This is a genomic window from Stenotrophomonas sp. Steno-Z2 (genome assembly GCF_056393235.1).
The window spans coordinates 79,129-94,292 of the sequence record NZ_JBWJOY010000002.1 but is presented as its reverse complement, the minus strand read 5'-3'; the positions used below and the strand labels follow the sequence as shown (position 1 = coordinate 94,292).

The following is a 15,164-nucleotide window of genomic DNA, read 5'->3' as shown; positions in this document are numbered from 1 at the left end:
CAAAGCTTCCTTCGCGGCTGAAGCCGCTCCTACAGGGTCATGGCGCCTACAGCAGCGTGCGCACCGTTTCCGGCGGCCGGCACAGCGCGGTGCCCTTGGGCGTGCGCACGATCGGGCGGTTGATCAGCGCCGGGTGCATGGCCATCGCCTGGACCAGGGCGGCCTCGTCGTCCAGCCTGTCCGCCAGCCCCAGTTCGGCATAGGCCGCTTCCTTGCTGCGCAGCAGGTCGCGCGCCGGGATGCCCATCTCGTCCAGCAACTGGCGCAGGGTCGCCGGGTCGGGCGGATCGGCCAGGTAGTCGATGACCTCGATGTCGGCGCCGGCCTCCTGCAGCAGGGCCAGGGCGCCGCGGGAGTTGGAACAGCGGTTGTTGTGCCAGATCGTTGCTTTCATTGCCTTCAGAACCATTCCAACAGCGAGATGCCGACGCCGACGTAGGTGGCGCGGTGGTTGTAGTCGATCATGCTTTCGCCGTAGCCGTCGAACACCTGGACGTGCCCGCGCAGCAGCCGGTTGAGCGGGAAACCATAATCCACCTGCACCGAACCGTGCGAGCGGTCGCCGCCGCGCAGCGAGTGGCGCGCGGTCAGCGAGAACTCATGTCCGTTGCGGTTGTAGACCACGGTGGCGTCGCCACGCCCGGTGTAGTCCTCGATGTCCGGGTTGTTGTCGTCCCGGCCGTTCTCGGGGATGCGGTACCACGGGCGCAGCATGATCGCCCAGTTGTCGCGGTCCAGGCCGACATTGAGGATCACCCGGTTCCAGCTGCGCGAGAGCGGGTCGCTGCGGCCGTTGGACTGGTGGTTGAGGCTGATGCCGGTCATGCGCCCGTTCCAGCCGAACAGCGAATAGCCGTTGCGGAAGACGAGCATGGCTTCGGGCTCGTAGTTGGTTTCGCGGAACGGGCGCGAGATTTCGCTGTTGTAGGCCTGCCAGTGCGAGCTCTGGGTGTAACCGACCCAGATGTCGCCGTTGTCGCCGAACAGGTTCTCGGCGACCTTGGTCTTGAAGCTGAGCTGGAACTTCAGCTCGGTGTTGTCCAGTTCCTCGGCCTCGGTGACGGTATTGGCCGGGTTGGGCGAATGCGGCATGCGGTTGGGTTTGCTGCTCCAGAACGCGGGCAGCAGGTACACCGGCTTGTAGGCGCGCAGCTGGAACAGGCCGAGCTTGGAGTCCTTGGCCAGTTCCCAGCGGCTGTCCAGCATCGAACCACGGCCGGCATTGGCCACCGCCGACGCCAGGTCGTCGTGGGCGAAGAGCTCCTTGCGCGGCGGCAGCGGCTGGTCCAGTTCCCTGGCGCTGGCCTTGGCTTCCTTGAGCGTCTGCTGCGCGGCGCTGGCGGCGGCGTCCGCGGCGCGGGTGTCGGCCGGGGTGCGGCCGAGCGCGCGGTCGTAGCAGCTCAGGCGGGCGGCGTCGGAATCCAGTGCGAAACAGGCCTGTGGCGAGGCTGGGGTGGTGATCGACTCCTGCGCCAGGGCGACGGCGGAGCAGCCCGACAGGGCGATCAGCAGGACAGGGCGGGCGCGGGAGCTAGGCATGCGGGAAGGGTCCATCCGGACAAGGAGAGGGCGCCCCGTGTTCCAGGGCAGGATCCATTGGCGTGATTGTCGGTCATTGCCATGTGCAGCGGGAGTCATGGGCGGCGCATCCGGCTCAGACGAACCAGGCGATGGCGAACACCCCGAGCATCGCCACCACCAGCCCGAGCTTGAGCGCCACGCCCAGCACGATGCCCAGCCAGGTGCCGATGCCGACCTTGGTTGCCCGGCCCAGCTGGCGGCCGTGCAGATACTCGCCCAGCAACGCCCCGAGGAAGGGGCCGGCGAACAGGCCGATCGGCATGAAGAACAGCCCGGCCACGGTTCCCACCAGCGACCCGACCAGCGCCAGCCGGCTGGCGCCGAGCCGTTGCGCGCCAAGGGTCGTGGAAAGCACGTCGACCACCAGGGAGATTGCGGTCAACACCCCCAGAACCACCAGCGGCAGCCAGCCCACGCGGGTGAAGCCATCGGCCCAGGCCGCGGCCAGCAGGCCGGCGAAGACCAGCGGGATGCCGGGCAGGGCCGGCAGGATCACGCCGGCGATGCCGACCAGGACCAGCACGGTCGCTAGCAGATACAATATGAATGAATAGTCCATGCGGGTCCGGGCAAGTGTCCAAAAGGGGTTGACAAGATTGTCTTTGCCCGATTGATTTTTGGTTATGGTCGGGTTAAGTTTCAGCCGCTGAGCTTGGCAAGGTCACCGTGAATCGTGGCCTGATGGGTAGATCGCATGATTTGCTGCATCGTTACACCTCGCTTCCTCCTTGCAGTCAGCCGCCTTCCGGGGCGTATCCATAAAACGAGAGAGCAACAGGGAGTTAGTCGAGATGTCCGATCGCGAAACCGGCATTGTCAAGTGGTTCAATGACGCCAAGGGCTTCGGCTTCATCAGCCGCGAGAATGGCGAAGACGTGTTTGTGCACTTCCGCGCCATCCAGACCCAGGGCTTCAAGAGCCTGAAGGAAGGCCAGAAGGTCACCTTCACCGTGGTGCAGGGGCAGAAGGGTCTGCAGGCTGACGCCGTGCAGCCGGTCTGATACCGCCCGCGGAAAAGCAAAACGAAAAGGCCCGCGCAAGCGGGCCTTTTCCATGTGGCGTTTCCGGCTGGCGAAATCTGCGTCAGCGCAGCACCACGCGGCCGTTGACCACACGCACGTAGGTGTTCTCGCGGATGCCGCCCAGGTCCTTCTGGTTGACCACGATCACCCGGCCGTCGTCCATGCGCACCTGGATGTCATAGGAGTTGCCGGTAACGTTCTGCTGGATCTTGTTGCCGGCCAGCGAACCGGCCGCCGCGCCCGCGGCCGCGGAGATGTTCTGGTTGCCCTTGCTGCCGCCGGTGTGGCTGGAGATCTCGTGGCCGGCCACGGCGCCGACGATGCCGCCGAGGATGGCGCCGGTGGCCGCCGGCGCGGTACGGCCCGAAGCCACCGTGTCGATGCGGGTGACGATGCCGCAGTCGGCGCAGCGGGCGTTGTTGTAGCCGCCGCTGTTGTAACCGCCATTGTTGTAACCGCCGTTGTTGTAGCCACCGCCGCTGTAACCCGGCGAGGTGGCGCAGCCGGCCAGGGCCAGGCTGGCGATGGCGCCCGCAGCGATCAACTGGATCTTCATGGTGATTCTCCTTGCCAGATGGGGAGCGGGTATGACCATACCCGGCCGATTGAATCCTCCCTTTTCGCGCGTGAATGGCGGGCCAACCACGCGTGAAACGGAAGTGGATTCATCGGAAATCCTGGTGGCAGGCCTTGCAGTCGTTTCCAAGCTGTTCAGTGACGGCGGCCAGCGCCGTGCAGTCGGCCGGCGGCGAGGCCAGGGCGTCGTTCAAGGTGGCGCGGAAGCGGCTGGCGTGCTGCTGGAAGCGGGTGTCGTCGCGCAGGCCGGGGAAGGCCAGGTCCAGATCGTTGGTCAGCAGGCGCAGGGTCTGCAGGCGCGGGGCCGAGTCATTGGTGGTGCAGCGGTTCTGCTTGCGGGCGTCGTTGAGCAGCTGCGACTGGCGCGCCATGACGTTCATCAGGCCGTGCGGGAACGGATCCTGCCGCGCCTGGATGGCGCGCATCGCCATGACGGTGGCGACGATGCCGACCAGCAGGCCGGCGATCAGCACGAACAGGTAGCGGGATGCGGTGGACGGGGTGCGGCTGGGTTCGGTCATGGCCCTGGCTCCTTGGGGATGCGCCGATGGTACGACGCACGGCGCGTTTCCGGCCACGGTTAAAATGCGCGCATGAACGAACAACTGCGCGAGCGTTTCGCCGGCATCGACCGGCTGTATGGGGCCGGCTCCATCGAGCGGCTGTCCGGGTGCCGGGTCGCCGTGGTGGGCATGGGCGGGGTCGGGTCCTGGGTGGTCGAGGCGCTGGTGCGCTCGGCGGTCGGGCATCTGGTCCTGATCGATGCCGACGATATCTGCGTGTCCAACACCAACCGGCAGCTGCCGGCGATGGCCGGCCAATACGGGCGCAACAAGGCGGTGGCGATGGCCGAGCGCTGCCGGGCGATCAACCCCGACGCCGGGATCGAAGCGGTGGAGGCGTTCCTGACCGGCTCCAACATGGCCGAGCTGCTGGACCGCGGCTTCGACCTGGTCATCGATGCCTGCGACAGCTTCCGGGTGAAGGTGGAGACCATCGCCTGGTGCCGCCGCCGCAAGCTGCCGCTGATCACCGTGGGCGCGGCGGGCGGGCGTACCGACCCGACCCTGGTGCGGGTGCGCGACGTATCGCGGACCGAGCACGACGCGATGCTGGCGCTGATCCGCAAGAAGCTGCGCGGCGAGTTCAATTTCCCCAAGAACCCGCAGCGCTACTTCGGCGTGCCGGCGGTGTACTCGCTGGAGAACGTGAAGTACCCGCAGGCCGATGGCAGCGTCTGCGGGCTGCGGCCCAACCTGGGGGCCGATGCGGCGCTCAAGCTGGACTGCGGTGCCGGCCTGGGCGCGGCCACGCATATCACCGGCGCGTTCGCCTTCGCCGCGGTCGGCAAGGCGCTGGAAATGCTGCTCAAGCCGAAGGCGCGATAGAAACGCGTTCCGTGCGGGAAGCGTTCGCGGTGAAGTCAGCGCGCGCCGAGGTGCGCTCCTACGGCGACGCGGGCAGGTCGAACAGCTGTCGGGCGTTGTGGGAGGTGCGCGCGGCGATGTCCTCCACCGGCTGGCCGCGCAGCGCGGCGATGGCGCTGGCGATGGCGGGCAGGCGTGCCGGCTCGTTGCGCTGGCCGCGGATGTCCGCGTCGGGCTGGTCGGGCGCATCGGTTTCCAGCAGCAGGAACTCCAGCGGCATGGTCGCCACCAGCGTGCGCAGGCGATTGGCGCGCGGGTAGGTGACCGGCCCGCCCAGGCCGATCAGGAAGCCCATGTCCCACAGCTGCCGGGCCTGTTCCGGGCTGCCCGAAAAACTGTGGATGACGCCGCGCAGGCCACCGACGCGGCGCAGGGTCTGGATCACTTCCTCCACCGCGCGGCGGGCATGCACGATCACCGGCAGCCCGAATTCCCGCGCCAGCTGCAGCTGCGCCTGGAAGTAGTGGCGCTGGGCGGTGGCGTCCAGGCCTTCGACGAAGAAATCCAGCCCGCATTCGCCGACGGCGCAGGGCTTCTCGCGCTCCAGCCAGGTCCGCAGCTCGTCCAGGTGCGTGGGGCGATGCTCGGCCAGGAACATCGGATGCAGGCCGTAGGCCGGATGCAGCGCGGCATCGGCGGCGCAGGCCTGGCGCAGGCCCGGCCAGCTCGCGGCGGTGATCGCCGGAACCACCATCGCGGCCACGCCCGCCGCCCTGGCGCGGGCGAGCATGGCCTCACGGTCGCCGTCGAATTCCGGGGCGTCCAGATGGCAGTGGCTGTCTACCAGCTGCACGTCAGCGCTTGCGCGGAAGCGCGGGCGGCTCGGCGGCGGCAACCGGCTCCTTGCGGCGTTTCCAGTTGGCCAGCAGCAGGGTGCCCAGGCCGAACAGGATCTCGTCGATGAAGGGAATCGGGTCGGGCAGGAGCATGCTCAGCACGAACAGGGTGGCCGTGATCTTGAACAGCGTCGGGTAGCGCAACCTGCGCGCCCATTCCATGAAGGGCAACAGCATGGGGCTGGACATGGTGGGATCCTGGGAGACGGAAGGGAACAACGGGTCCAATATTGCGACAGCCGGCCGGCTTTGCACGAGGGTCGCGCGGCAATGGATGCCTTCATTCAGGTTTATCGTGCTGGAATTGCCATCACTCAACAGGCGGGCAACCCGCAGGGAGCAGACAATGAAGAGCAATACGACGACTGTTCTGGTGGCTGCCGGCGCCTTGCTGGTGGGCGGCATCGCCACCGCGGCCTTCATGAGCGGCCGCGACAAGGGCGCTTCCCTGCCGGCGCAGGCCGGGCAGCCGGTGCTGGACACCACGCCGCTGGCCGACGACGCCGCGGCCGGCAATGCGGTCGCTCCGCACGAGGGTGTGCTGGAATACGCCGACGTGCTCAAGGTCGAGCCGGTGACCCGCAACGAGCCGGCCTATGCCACCGTGATCGGCACCGAGCCGGTCCGCGAAACCTCCACCACGACGGTGCCGCGCGAGGTGTGCGAGGACGTGGTGGTGCAGGAACGCCTGCCGGAGCGCGACGGCAACGTCGGCGGCACGGTTGCCGGCGCGGTCATCGGCGGCCTGCTCGGCAACCAGGTGGGCAAGGGCAACGGCCGCAAGGCGGCAACCGCGGCCGGTGCCGTGGCGGGCGGCGTGATCGGCAACCAGGTCGACAAGCGCCATGTCGGCGGTCGCGTGGTGCAGCGCACCGAGCGCCAGTGCCACACCGAGCAGACCGCTTCGGAATCCTCGCGCGTCACCGGCTACAACGTCACCTACCGCAAGGCCGATGGCAGCACCGGCACCATGCGCATGGACAAGCAGCCGGGCAACCGCGTGGCCCTGGGCAATACCAGCCAGACCATCGGTTACGACGTCACCTACCGTTTCAACGGCGAGGAAAAGAAGGTGCGCATGGACGACAAGCCGGCCAGCGACCGCCTGCCGGTCATCGACGGCCAGGTGGTGACGCAGACCGCGGCGGTGGATACGGCGTCCACCCGACGTTGATCCTGCCGGGAGGCGCTCCCTCCCGTATCCGGCAGTTCCAGACAACGCCCCGCATCGGGGCGTTGTCTTTTTGCGCATATCGGAGCGGCGGATGCGTCATTGCCGGCAAGGGAGCTGCACCTTCGGCTGCGCGCATGAATCTGTCGCGGGCAGAAAAAACAGGCCCCGGATTCCCGGGGCCTGGTGCTGGATCAGCTTTTCTGCTGCGTGTGCCGGCCTCAGGAAGCAGCCTTGCTCCTGGCCAGGCGCAGCCAGGTGTCGACCACGGTGTCCGGGTTCAGCGACACCGACTCGATGCCTTCCTGCATCAGCCACTCGGCCAGGTCCGGATGGTCGGACGGGCCCTGGCCGCAGATGCCGACGTACTTGCCCTTGGCGCGGGCGGCCTTGATCGCCATCGACAGCAGCTTCTTCACCGCCGGGTTCCGCTCGTCGAACAGGTGGGCGACGATCGAGGAATCGCGGTCCAGGCCGAGCGAGAGCTGGGTCAGGTCGTTGGAGCCGATCGAGAAACCGTCGAAGATCTCCAGGAACTCGTCGGCGAGCAGCGCGTTGGACGGCACTTCGCACATCATGATGATCTTCAGGCCGTTCTCGCCCTGCTTCAGGCCGTTCTGGGCCAGCACCTCGACCACCTTGCGGCCTTCCTCCAGGGTGCGCACGAACGGGATCATGACCCACAGGTTGTCCAGGCCCATCTCGTTGCGCACGCGCAGCACGGCCTGGCATTCCAGCGCGAAGGCCCTGGCGAAGCTGGGATCGACGTAGCGGCTGGCGCCGCGGAAGCCGATCATCGGGTTCTCTTCGTGCGGTTCGTACTTGCTGCCGCCGATCAGGTTGGCGTATTCGTTGGACTTGAAGTCCGACAGGCGCACGATCACCGGGTTCGGCGCGACCGAGGCGGTGAGGGTGGCGATGCCCTCGGCCAGGCGGTCCACGTAGAAACTCACCGGATCCTTGTAGCCCGCGATCTTCTCGTCGATCTTCTTCTTCGTCGCCGCGTCCTGGCGGTCGTACTCCAGCAGCGCGTTCGGATGCACGCCGATGTGGCTGGCGATGATCATTTCCAGGCGCGCCAGGCCGATGCCGGCGTTCGGCAGCTGGCCGAAGTCGAAGGCGCGTTCCGGGTTGGCCACGTTCATCATGATCTTCAGCGGCGCCGGCGGCATGTTGCCCAGGTCGGTGGTGGCGCGCTCGAAGCCCAGCTTGCCTTCATAGATGAAGCCGGTGTCGCCCTCGGCGCAGCTGACGGTAACCAGCTGGCCGTCCTCGATGACCTGGGTGGCGTTGCCCGAGCCGACCACGGCCGGCACGCCCAGTTCGCGGGCGATGATGGCCGCGTGGCAGGTGCGGCCGCCGCGGTTGGTGACGATGGCCGAGGCGCGCTTCATCACCGGCTCCCAGTCGGGGTCGGTCATGTCGGCGATCAGCACGTCGCCCGGCTGCACGCGGTTCATGTCGTCCAGGGTCCTGACCACGCGGGCCACGCCGGCGCCGATCTTGGCGCCGACGGCGCGGCCTTCGGCCAGCACCTTGCCGCCCTTTTCGGTCAGCGCGAAGCGCTCGATCTGGGTGGCGTGGCTGCGCGACTTCACCGTCTCCGGGCGCGCCTGCACGATGAACAGCTTGCCGCTCACGCCGTCCTTGGCCCACTCGATGTCCATCGGGCGGCCGTAGTGCTTTTCGATGGTCAGCGCCTGGCGCGCCAGTTCGGCCACGTCCTCGTCGCTGATCGAGAAGGTGCTGCGCAGCTCGGCCGGGGTGTCCTCGACCTTGACGCGCTCGCCGGGGACGTCCGAATACACCATGCGGATCGCCTTGCTGCCGAGCGCGCGGCGCAGGATCGCCGGCTTGCCGGCCTGCAGGGTGGGCTTGTAGACGTAGAACTCGTCCGGGTTGACCGCGCCCTGCACGACCATCTCGCCCAGGCCGAAGGACGAGGTGACGAACACCACGTCGCGGAAGCCGGATTCGGTGTCCAGGGTGAACAGCACGCCCGAGGAGCCCACGCCCGAGCGCACCATCAGCTGCACGCCGGCGGACAGGAACACGTCCTCGTGCTTGAAGCCGTGGTGCACGCGGTAGGCGATGGCGCGGTCGTTGTAGAGCGAGGCGAACACTTCCTTGACCTTGCGCACGACGTCGTCGGCGCCGGTGACGTTGAGGAAGGTTTCCTGCTGGCCGGCGAAGGAGGCATCGGGCAGGTCCTCGGCGGTGGCCGAGGAGCGCACCGCCACGGCCACGTCGCCGCCGCCGTTGTCGGCGCACAGGCGGGCGTAGGCGTCGCGGATGTCCTTGTCCAGCGCCGGCTGCAGCGGGGCGTCGATCACCCAGCCGCGGATTTCGGCGCCGGCGGCGGTCAGCGCGTTGACGTCCTCGACGTCCAGCGTCGCCAGCCGGTCGAAGATGCGCTTGGACAGGTCGTTGTGGGCGATGAAGTCCTTGAACGCCTCGGCGGTGGTGGCATAGCCGCCAGGCACCGAGACCCCCAGGCCGGCAAGGTTGCCGATCATCTCGCCGAGCGAGGAATTCTTGCCACCCACGCGGGCCAGGTCGGCCAGGCGCAGCTCATGCAACCACAGGATGTTCTCGTTCAAGCGCGATGCTCCGTTGAGGCCATCGCCCGAGGCGGGCTGGTATGGCCACGTCCGTAGGAAGAAGCCAATATGATGCAGTGCACACCTAAGCGGCACAAGCTTGTGACATTACTTTGTCTTGTGCTTGTCTTTCCCGGGACAGGGGCGGGCCATCGGCCTGGCCCCGCCGCCATCCACCCCTCCAAGGAGTCCTTCATGACGGCGATCCGGCCGGTGTTCTATGTCTCGGACGGTACCGGCATCACCGCCGAAACCGTGGGCCACAGCCTGTTGACCCAGTTCTCCGGCTTCAGTTTCGTCACCGATCGCATGTCGTTCGTGGACGATGCGGACAAGGCGCACGACGCCGCGCGCCGCATTCGCGCCGCGGGGGAGCGCTACCAGGTGCGGCCGATCGTGGTCAGCTCCTGCGTGGACTCGGCGCTGGGGCGGATCCTGGAGGAGAGCGGGGCGCTGGTGCTGGACGTGTTCGTGCCCTTCATCGGCCCGCTGGAGCAGGAGCTGGAGGCGACCCGCCATTCCCGGATCGGCCAGGCGCACGGCATGGTGGACTTCGACACCTACCACCGCCGCATCAACGCCATGAACTTCGCCCTCAGCCACGATGACGGCATCGCGGTGAACTACGACGAGGCCGACGTGGTGCTGGTGGCCGTGTCCCGCGCCGGCAAGACCCCGACCTGCATCTACCTGGCGCTGCACTATGGCATCCGCGCGGCCAACTACCCGCTGACCGAGGAAGACCTGGAAAGCGACCGCCTGCCGCCGCGCCTGCGCCCCTACCGCAACAAGCTGTTCGGCCTGACCATCGACCCGGAGCGGCTGCAGCAGATCCGCCAAGAACGCCGGCCCAACTCGCGCTATGCCAGCGCCGAGGTCTGCCGGCGCGAGGTGGCCGCCGCCGAAACCATGTTCAGGATGGAGCGCATCCCGACCCTGAGCACCACGCACACCTCGATCGAGGAGATTTCCAGCAAGGTGCTGGGCACGCTGGGGCTGCAGCGCGAGATGTTCTGAAAGCCCGCCGCATGCCGCGGCGGTGCCGGCCGTGTACGATCACGCCATGAACCAGGCCCTTTCCCGCGTCGACCGCATCCCCCGGCTCAGCCGCCTCGGCTGGCTGATGGGGTTGTACGCGGAGAACTACCTGCACCTGGTGCGGCTGTTCGCGCCGGACCACCTGCACGAGGGGCGCTACGTTTCCTCCATCGGCGACGGGCTGGACCTGTACCTGGACGTGATCGAATGCCATCGCTACACGGTCGAGCTGCGCATGACCTACGGCATCCTCGACCCGCTGACCGGCGAGCCGGATCCTTCGGCCTACGTGCGGCTGTACCGCGATGCGCGGCAGGTGGAGACCACGCACTGCTATGTCGGGCGACGCTGGCAGGACGTGATGGGCATGTATCCGCCGGCCGACGAACTGGTCAGCCACCGCCTGCGCATGAACACCTTCCTCGGCAAGTGGCTGGAGTACCTGGCCGAGCGCGGGCATGGCGTGGCCACGCTGCACCGGACTGAAGACGCCAACGTGCTGATGTAGGCGCGCGCTCCGCCGCGTTCCTGTGGAGGCGGCGCGATCGGTCATACTGCGCGCTTTCCGCCGCGCTCCCGATTCCGATGCCCTATACCCCGATTCTCGCCACCCTCGGCTACGTGCTGTCCAGGGACGGCACCCAGGCCCTGATGATCCACCGCAATACCCGTCCGGGCGACCTGCACCTGGGCAAGTACAACGGGCTGGGCGGCAAGATGGAGCCGGGCGAGGACGTGCTGGCCTGCATGCACCGCGAGATCCGCGAGGAAGCCGGCATCGAATGCGGCACCACGCGCCTGCGTGGCACGCTCAGCTGGCCGGGCTTCGGCAAGCACGGCGAGGACTGGTTCGCCTTCGTGTTCGTGATCGACGACTGGACCGGCACGCCGCTGCAGTCGAACCCGGAAGGCACGCTGGAATGGGTGCCGGTGGATCGGCTCGAATCGCTGCCGCTGTGGGAGGGCGACCGCCACTTCCTGCCGCTGGTGTTCGATGCGGACCCGCGGCCTTTCCACGGGGTCATGCCATACCGCGACGGGCGCATGCAGTCGTGGAACTACACGCGGCTGTGACGGCGGGAGCTGGCGCGCGGTTTGCGCGCGATGCGCCGCTCGCCGTGCCTCACCCGGCCTCACGCGCGCCGTGCGGGTCCGACATGGCCGTGTTCACCGCAATCGCGCTAGGCTGACGCGGCCATGATGCGGAAACCCGACATGAAACGTCACTTCTCCATGCTGCGCGAGTTCCGGCTCGCCGACTGGTTCACCCTGGGCAATGCGTTCTGCGGCACGGGCGCGATATTCGCCGCGATGCGCTTCCTGCAGGACGGCCAGCGCGGCTTCCTGCTGTTCGGCATGGCGCTGATTCCGCTGGCGTTCGTGTTCGATGCGCTGGATGGGCGCATCGCCCGCTGGCGGCAGTCCTCTTCCACCCTGGGGCGCGAACTGGATTCGCTGGCCGACGTGATTTCCTTCGGCGTCGCGCCTGCCGCGCTGGCCTATGCCTGTGGCATGCAGGGCGGCTGGGACTGGCTGGTATTGAGTTACTTCGTCTGCTGCGGCGTGAGCCGGCTGGCGCGCTACAACGTCACCGCCGAGGAGATCGCCGGCGACTCGGACAAGGTTCCGTACTTCGAGGGCACGCCGATCCCCACCAGCCTGGCGCTGGTGATCCTGCTGGCGGTGGCCGCCCATTTCGAGGCGATCGGCGCCACCCTGTGGGGCGGCGTCTGGCAGCTGGGGCCGTGGCAGTTGCATCCGCTGGTGCTGCTGTTCGCGCTGTCCGGTTCGCTGATGATCAGCAAGACCCTGCATATTCCCAAGCCCTGACCGCCGCAGCGCGGCGGCGTTGCTATCATCGCCGCGACAACGGCGAAGCAGGGCATGGCAGTGGCGGACGACAACGACAGCGCGGGTTTCGACGCCGGCCTGAAGCGCTCGTGGGAGGCGTGGCTGCAGGCCATGGGGCAGGGGGAAGGCCTGTCCTCCAGCGGTTTCCCGTGGCGGGAAGGCATCGAGCAGTGGACCCGGCTGGTCGGCGTCGATGCCGCGCCGCAGGTACAGGAGCTTGGCGCCCGTTTCCAGCAGCAGGCCGGCGACTGGCTGGGTCTGATGCAGCAGGTCGCGGGCCGTTTCGCCGGCCGCGACAGCAGCGCCGGCGAGGTCGCCGCCGCCTGGCGCGAAGCGGTCGAAGGGCAGGGCGATGCCATGGTGCGCGGGATGCTCGACGCGGCCCGCGGCGGCAACGCGCTGGGCGACCAGCCCTGGCTGCGCAATTTCGTGCACGCGCTGCAGTCCGGTTTCGGAGAGGCGGACTGGCTGAATGCCCCGGCCTTCGGTCCGGCCCGCGAGCACCAGGCGCGCTGGCAGGCCCTGCTGCGCGCGCAGCGCGAGCACCAGGGGCGGATGGAGGCCTACGTCGCGTCGATCCGCGGCGTGCTGGACGATGCATTCCGGCGCTTCGAGGCGAAGCTGGCCGAGCATGAAGCGCCCGGCAGCCAGCTCACCAGCGCCCGCGCGATGTTCGACCTGTGGATCGACGCGGCCGAGGAGGCCTATGCCACGGTCGCCATGTCCGAGGATTTCCAGCGCCTCTATGCCGATCTGGCCAATACCCAGATGCGCCTGCGCGCCGCGACCCGGCAGGAACTGGAGCGCGCCTGCGAACTGATGGGCGTGCCGACGCGTACCGAGATGGATGCGGCCCATCGCCGCATCGCCGAACTGGAACGCGGGATGCGGCGCATGGCGGCGGGCAGGGCCGGGCCTGCTCCGGCGCCGGTTGGGGACACCGACGCCCCCGCGGCAAAGAAAAAGCCCGCTGCGGCGAAGAAGGCGAAGCCGGCAGCCGGTTCCCGCACGGTCACTGCGAAGAAGGCCGCGCCTCGCCCGGCCAGCCCGCGGCGCGGAGGCAGGGCATGAAGGGGCCGCTGGGGTTCGGCATGGACGACCTGCTGCAGGAAACCCTGCAGCTGCAACGCAAGCTGGCCGATGGCCTGAAGCTGCTGCCGGGCGTGGAGGATGTCGGCTACGGCGTCACCGAGCGCGAGGAAGTCTGGAGCGACGGCAAGGTCAAACTGTACCGCTTCGTCGGCGCGCAGCCGCCGTCGGGGCAGCCGCCGCTGCTGATCGTCTACGCGCTGGTCAACCGCCCCTACATGGTGGACCTGCAGGACGGCCGCTCGCTGGTGCAGAAGCTGCTGGCCGCCGGCCAGGACGTGTACGTGCTGGACTGGGGCTACCCCGACCGCTCCGAGCGTTACCTGACGCTGGAGGACTACCTGCTGCGCTACATCGATGGCGCCGTCGATCACCTGCGCGCGCAGCATGGCGGGGCGCCCAACCTGCTCGGCATCTGCCAGGGCGGAGTGTTCTCGCTGTGCTACGCCGCGCTGCGCCCGCACAAGGTGCGCAATCTGATCACGATGGTCACCCCGGTGGATTTCCACACGCCGGACAACATGCTCTCGCACTGGGCACGGCACGTGGACGTGGACCTGTTCGTCGATACGCTGGGCAACGTGCCTGCCGACCTGATGAACGCCAGTTACCTGATGCTCAAGCCGTTCCGGCTCAACGTGCAGAAGTACGTGGGACTGGTGGACATCCTCGACGACCGGCAGGCGCTGGAGGATTTCCTGCGCATGGAGAAATGGATCTTCGATTCGCCGGACCTGGCCGGCGAGGCGTTCCGCGAGTTCGTCAAGCAGTTCTACCAGGCCAATGGCCTGATGCATGACGGCATCCGCATCGGCGCCGAGGCGGTGGACCTGGCGCAGCTGCGGATGCCGGTGCTCAACATCTACGCCGAGCAGGACCACCTGGTGCCGCCGGCGGCCTCCAGGGCGCTGCAAGGCCTGACGGGCACCGCCGACTACACCGAACTGGGTTTCCGCGGCGGGCATATCGGCATCTACGTCTCCGCGCGGGCGCAGCGTGAAGTGCCCGCCGCCATCCACGACTGGCTGAGCAAGCGCCCATGAAACGCCGCGTCGTTCCTGCGGCGCTGCTGGCGCTGCTCGCCGTTCCCGCCACGCTCCACGCCGCGCCGGGCGCCACCGCCCAGCGCGAGATCAGCGGATTGATGCGGGCGCTGGAAACTTCCGGCTGCCGCTTCCAGCGCAACGGCCGCTGGTACGGCGCGGATGAGGCGCGCAGCCATCTGCAGCGCAAGTACGACTACCTGCTCAGGCGCAGCCTGGCCGACACCGCCGAACAGTTCATCGATCGTGCCGCCAGCCGCAGCAGCATGAGCGGCAAGCCTTACCGGGTAGCGTGCCCGGGCCAGGCCGAGCAGGAGGCGGCGCCCTGGTTCCAGCAGCAACTGGCCCGCCTGCGCGGCCAGTGAGGCAGCCATGCCGGGGCGCTCCGCCGACAGGGCAGGCCATGCGTGAGTCCGCCGCGACATGGGGGCTGCGCCTGGCGCGCGTGTTGGGCGCGCTGTGGACGTCGCCCAATACCCTGGTCGGCCTGCTGGCCGGACTGGCGGGAATGCCGTCCGGCGCGCGGCCGCACTGGAACCGCCGCGACTGCGCGCTGGTGTTCCACCATTGGCCGTGGGGCCCGGGGGGCGCCATCACGCTGGGCATGGTGATCCTGCATACCGGCGACACGCTGGACGTGTCCTGCACGACCTACGAGCACCGTGCCGGCCGCTGCGTGCATCCGCGGGTGCGCCTGGGCGACCATGAACGCGCGCATGTGTTCCAGTACATGGTGCTGGGGCCGCTGTTCCTGCCGGTCTACCTGCTGTGCGGCGGCGTGGGCGTGCGCAATCCCTTCGAGCGCGCGGCCGACCGCTATGCGATGCACGGGCGTGGCTGGTGGCCCGGCCTTTACTGAATCGCGCCTGCCGAGGCTCCGTCTTCAAAGCGCAACCGGCCGGTCATGGCGCATCAACTTTTTTTGTACAT

General features: G+C 68.1%; 19 protein-coding genes. 11 read left to right on the top strand and 8 right to left on the bottom strand.

The window, feature by feature from the left end; genetic code table 11:
- Window positions 1-46 precede the first annotated feature (46 nt).
- From arsC to AC06FP_RS05435, 3 genes are all read right to left on the bottom strand, one after another.
- Window positions 47-394 carry an arsenate reductase (glutaredoxin) gene (gene arsC, locus AC06FP_RS05445; protein WP_478074815.1) on the bottom strand — a complete coding sequence of 116 codons (348 nt, stop codon included), beginning with the start codon at window positions 392-394 and terminating at the stop codon, window positions 47-49.
- A 5-nt stretch (window positions 395-399) separates the two neighbouring features.
- Window positions 400-1,539 (bottom strand): phospholipase A, encoded by a 1,140-nt coding sequence (locus AC06FP_RS05440; protein WP_478074814.1) that lies wholly within the window; start codon window positions 1,537-1,539, stop codon window positions 400-402.
- A 115-nt stretch (window positions 1,540-1,654) separates the two neighbouring features.
- The gene (locus AC06FP_RS05435; protein WP_478074813.1) at window positions 1,655-2,140 is read right to left on the bottom strand and encodes a DUF456 domain-containing protein; all 486 of its coding nucleotides are present in this window, start codon (window positions 2,138-2,140) and stop codon (window positions 1,655-1,657) included.
- A 232-nt stretch (window positions 2,141-2,372) separates the two neighbouring features.
- Between AC06FP_RS05435 and AC06FP_RS05430 the strand changes: the two genes are divergently transcribed.
- Window positions 2,373-2,582, top strand: a complete 210-nt coding sequence (locus AC06FP_RS05430; RefSeq protein WP_054665365.1) for a cold-shock protein — start codon at window positions 2,373-2,375, stop codon at window positions 2,580-2,582.
- 82 nt (window positions 2,583-2,664) lie between these two features.
- On the opposite strand, the gene AC06FP_RS05425 is transcribed toward AC06FP_RS05430, so the two are convergent.
- Entirely contained in the window at window positions 2,665-3,159 is a 495-nt protein-coding gene (locus tag AC06FP_RS05425; RefSeq protein ID WP_478074812.1) for a glycine zipper 2TM domain-containing protein, read from the bottom strand.
- A 109-nt stretch (window positions 3,160-3,268) separates the two neighbouring features.
- Window positions 3,269-3,700 (bottom strand): hypothetical protein, encoded by a 432-nt coding sequence (locus AC06FP_RS05420; RefSeq protein ID WP_456119258.1) that lies wholly within the window; start codon window positions 3,698-3,700, stop codon window positions 3,269-3,271.
- A 72-nt stretch (window positions 3,701-3,772) separates the two neighbouring features.
- Here AC06FP_RS05420 and AC06FP_RS05415 point away from each other — a divergent pair, with 72 nt between their 5' ends.
- The gene (locus tag AC06FP_RS05415) at window positions 3,773-4,567 is read left to right on the top strand and encodes a tRNA threonylcarbamoyladenosine dehydratase (protein WP_478074811.1); all 795 of its coding nucleotides are present in this window, start codon (window positions 3,773-3,775) and stop codon (window positions 4,565-4,567) included.
- A gap of 58 nt (window positions 4,568-4,625) precedes the next feature.
- Here AC06FP_RS05415 and AC06FP_RS05410 read toward each other — a convergent pair whose 3' ends face one another.
- Window positions 4,626-5,399, bottom strand: coding sequence for a TatD family hydrolase (locus AC06FP_RS05410; protein WP_478074810.1), 774 nt, complete (start codon window positions 5,397-5,399; stop codon window positions 4,626-4,628).
- A gap of 1 nt (window position 5,400) precedes the next feature.
- A complete protein-coding gene (locus tag AC06FP_RS05405; protein WP_478074809.1) occupies window positions 5,401-5,631 on the bottom strand; it encodes a DUF6116 family protein in 231 nt (76 codons plus the stop codon).
- Window positions 5,632-5,788: 157 nt separating this feature from the next.
- Here AC06FP_RS05405 and AC06FP_RS05400 point away from each other — a divergent pair, with 157 nt between their 5' ends.
- Window positions 5,789-6,616 carry a glycine zipper 2TM domain-containing protein gene (locus AC06FP_RS05400; protein WP_456119261.1) on the top strand — a complete coding sequence of 276 codons (828 nt, stop codon included), beginning with the start codon at window positions 5,789-5,791 and terminating at the stop codon, window positions 6,614-6,616.
- Between the two features lie 218 nt (window positions 6,617-6,834).
- On the opposite strand, the gene ppsA is transcribed toward AC06FP_RS05400, so the two are convergent.
- The gene (ppsA, locus tag AC06FP_RS05395; protein WP_478074808.1) at window positions 6,835-9,213 is read right to left on the bottom strand and encodes a phosphoenolpyruvate synthase; all 2,379 of its coding nucleotides are present in this window, start codon (window positions 9,211-9,213) and stop codon (window positions 6,835-6,837) included.
- Between the two features lie 195 nt (window positions 9,214-9,408).
- Here ppsA and ppsR point away from each other — a divergent pair, with 195 nt between their 5' ends.
- The 8 genes from ppsR to AC06FP_RS05355 all read left to right on the top strand — a co-directional run bounded on the left by ppsR (window position 9,409) and on the right by AC06FP_RS05355 (window position 15,093).
- The gene (gene ppsR / locus AC06FP_RS05390; protein ID WP_478074807.1) at window positions 9,409-10,230 is read left to right on the top strand and encodes a posphoenolpyruvate synthetase regulatory kinase/phosphorylase PpsR; all 822 of its coding nucleotides are present in this window, start codon (window positions 9,409-9,411) and stop codon (window positions 10,228-10,230) included.
- A 46-nt stretch (window positions 10,231-10,276) separates the two neighbouring features.
- Window positions 10,277-10,759, top strand: a complete 483-nt coding sequence (locus AC06FP_RS05385; protein WP_456119264.1) for a DUF1249 domain-containing protein — start codon at window positions 10,277-10,279, stop codon at window positions 10,757-10,759.
- A 77-nt stretch (window positions 10,760-10,836) separates the two neighbouring features.
- Entirely contained in the window at window positions 10,837-11,325 is a 489-nt protein-coding gene (locus AC06FP_RS05380) for an NUDIX hydrolase (protein ID WP_478074806.1), read from the top strand.
- 141 nt (window positions 11,326-11,466) lie between these two features.
- Complete coding sequence (locus tag AC06FP_RS05375) at window positions 11,467-12,081, top strand: CDP-alcohol phosphatidyltransferase family protein (protein ID WP_456119266.1); 615 nt, start codon at window positions 11,467-11,469, stop codon at window positions 12,079-12,081.
- Between the two features lie 54 nt (window positions 12,082-12,135).
- Complete coding sequence (gene phaE / locus AC06FP_RS05370; protein ID WP_478074805.1) at window positions 12,136-13,173, top strand: class III poly(R)-hydroxyalkanoic acid synthase subunit PhaE; 1,038 nt, start codon at window positions 12,136-12,138, stop codon at window positions 13,171-13,173.
- A complete protein-coding gene (locus AC06FP_RS05365) occupies window positions 13,170-14,234 on the top strand; it encodes a class III poly(R)-hydroxyalkanoic acid synthase subunit PhaC (protein WP_478074804.1) in 1,065 nt (354 codons plus the stop codon). Before phaE ends, AC06FP_RS05365 begins: the two co-directional genes overlap by 4 nt.
- Window positions 14,231-14,599, top strand: coding sequence for a YfeK family protein (locus AC06FP_RS05360; RefSeq protein WP_478074803.1), 369 nt, complete (start codon window positions 14,231-14,233; stop codon window positions 14,597-14,599). The genes AC06FP_RS05365 and AC06FP_RS05360 overlap by 4 nt, the downstream gene beginning before the upstream one ends.
- A gap of 38 nt (window positions 14,600-14,637) precedes the next feature.
- Window positions 14,638-15,093: a hypothetical protein gene (locus tag AC06FP_RS05355; RefSeq protein ID WP_478074802.1), complete on the top strand. Its 456-nt coding sequence runs from the start codon at window positions 14,638-14,640 to the stop codon at window positions 15,091-15,093.
- Window positions 15,094-15,164: the final 71 nt, after the last annotated feature.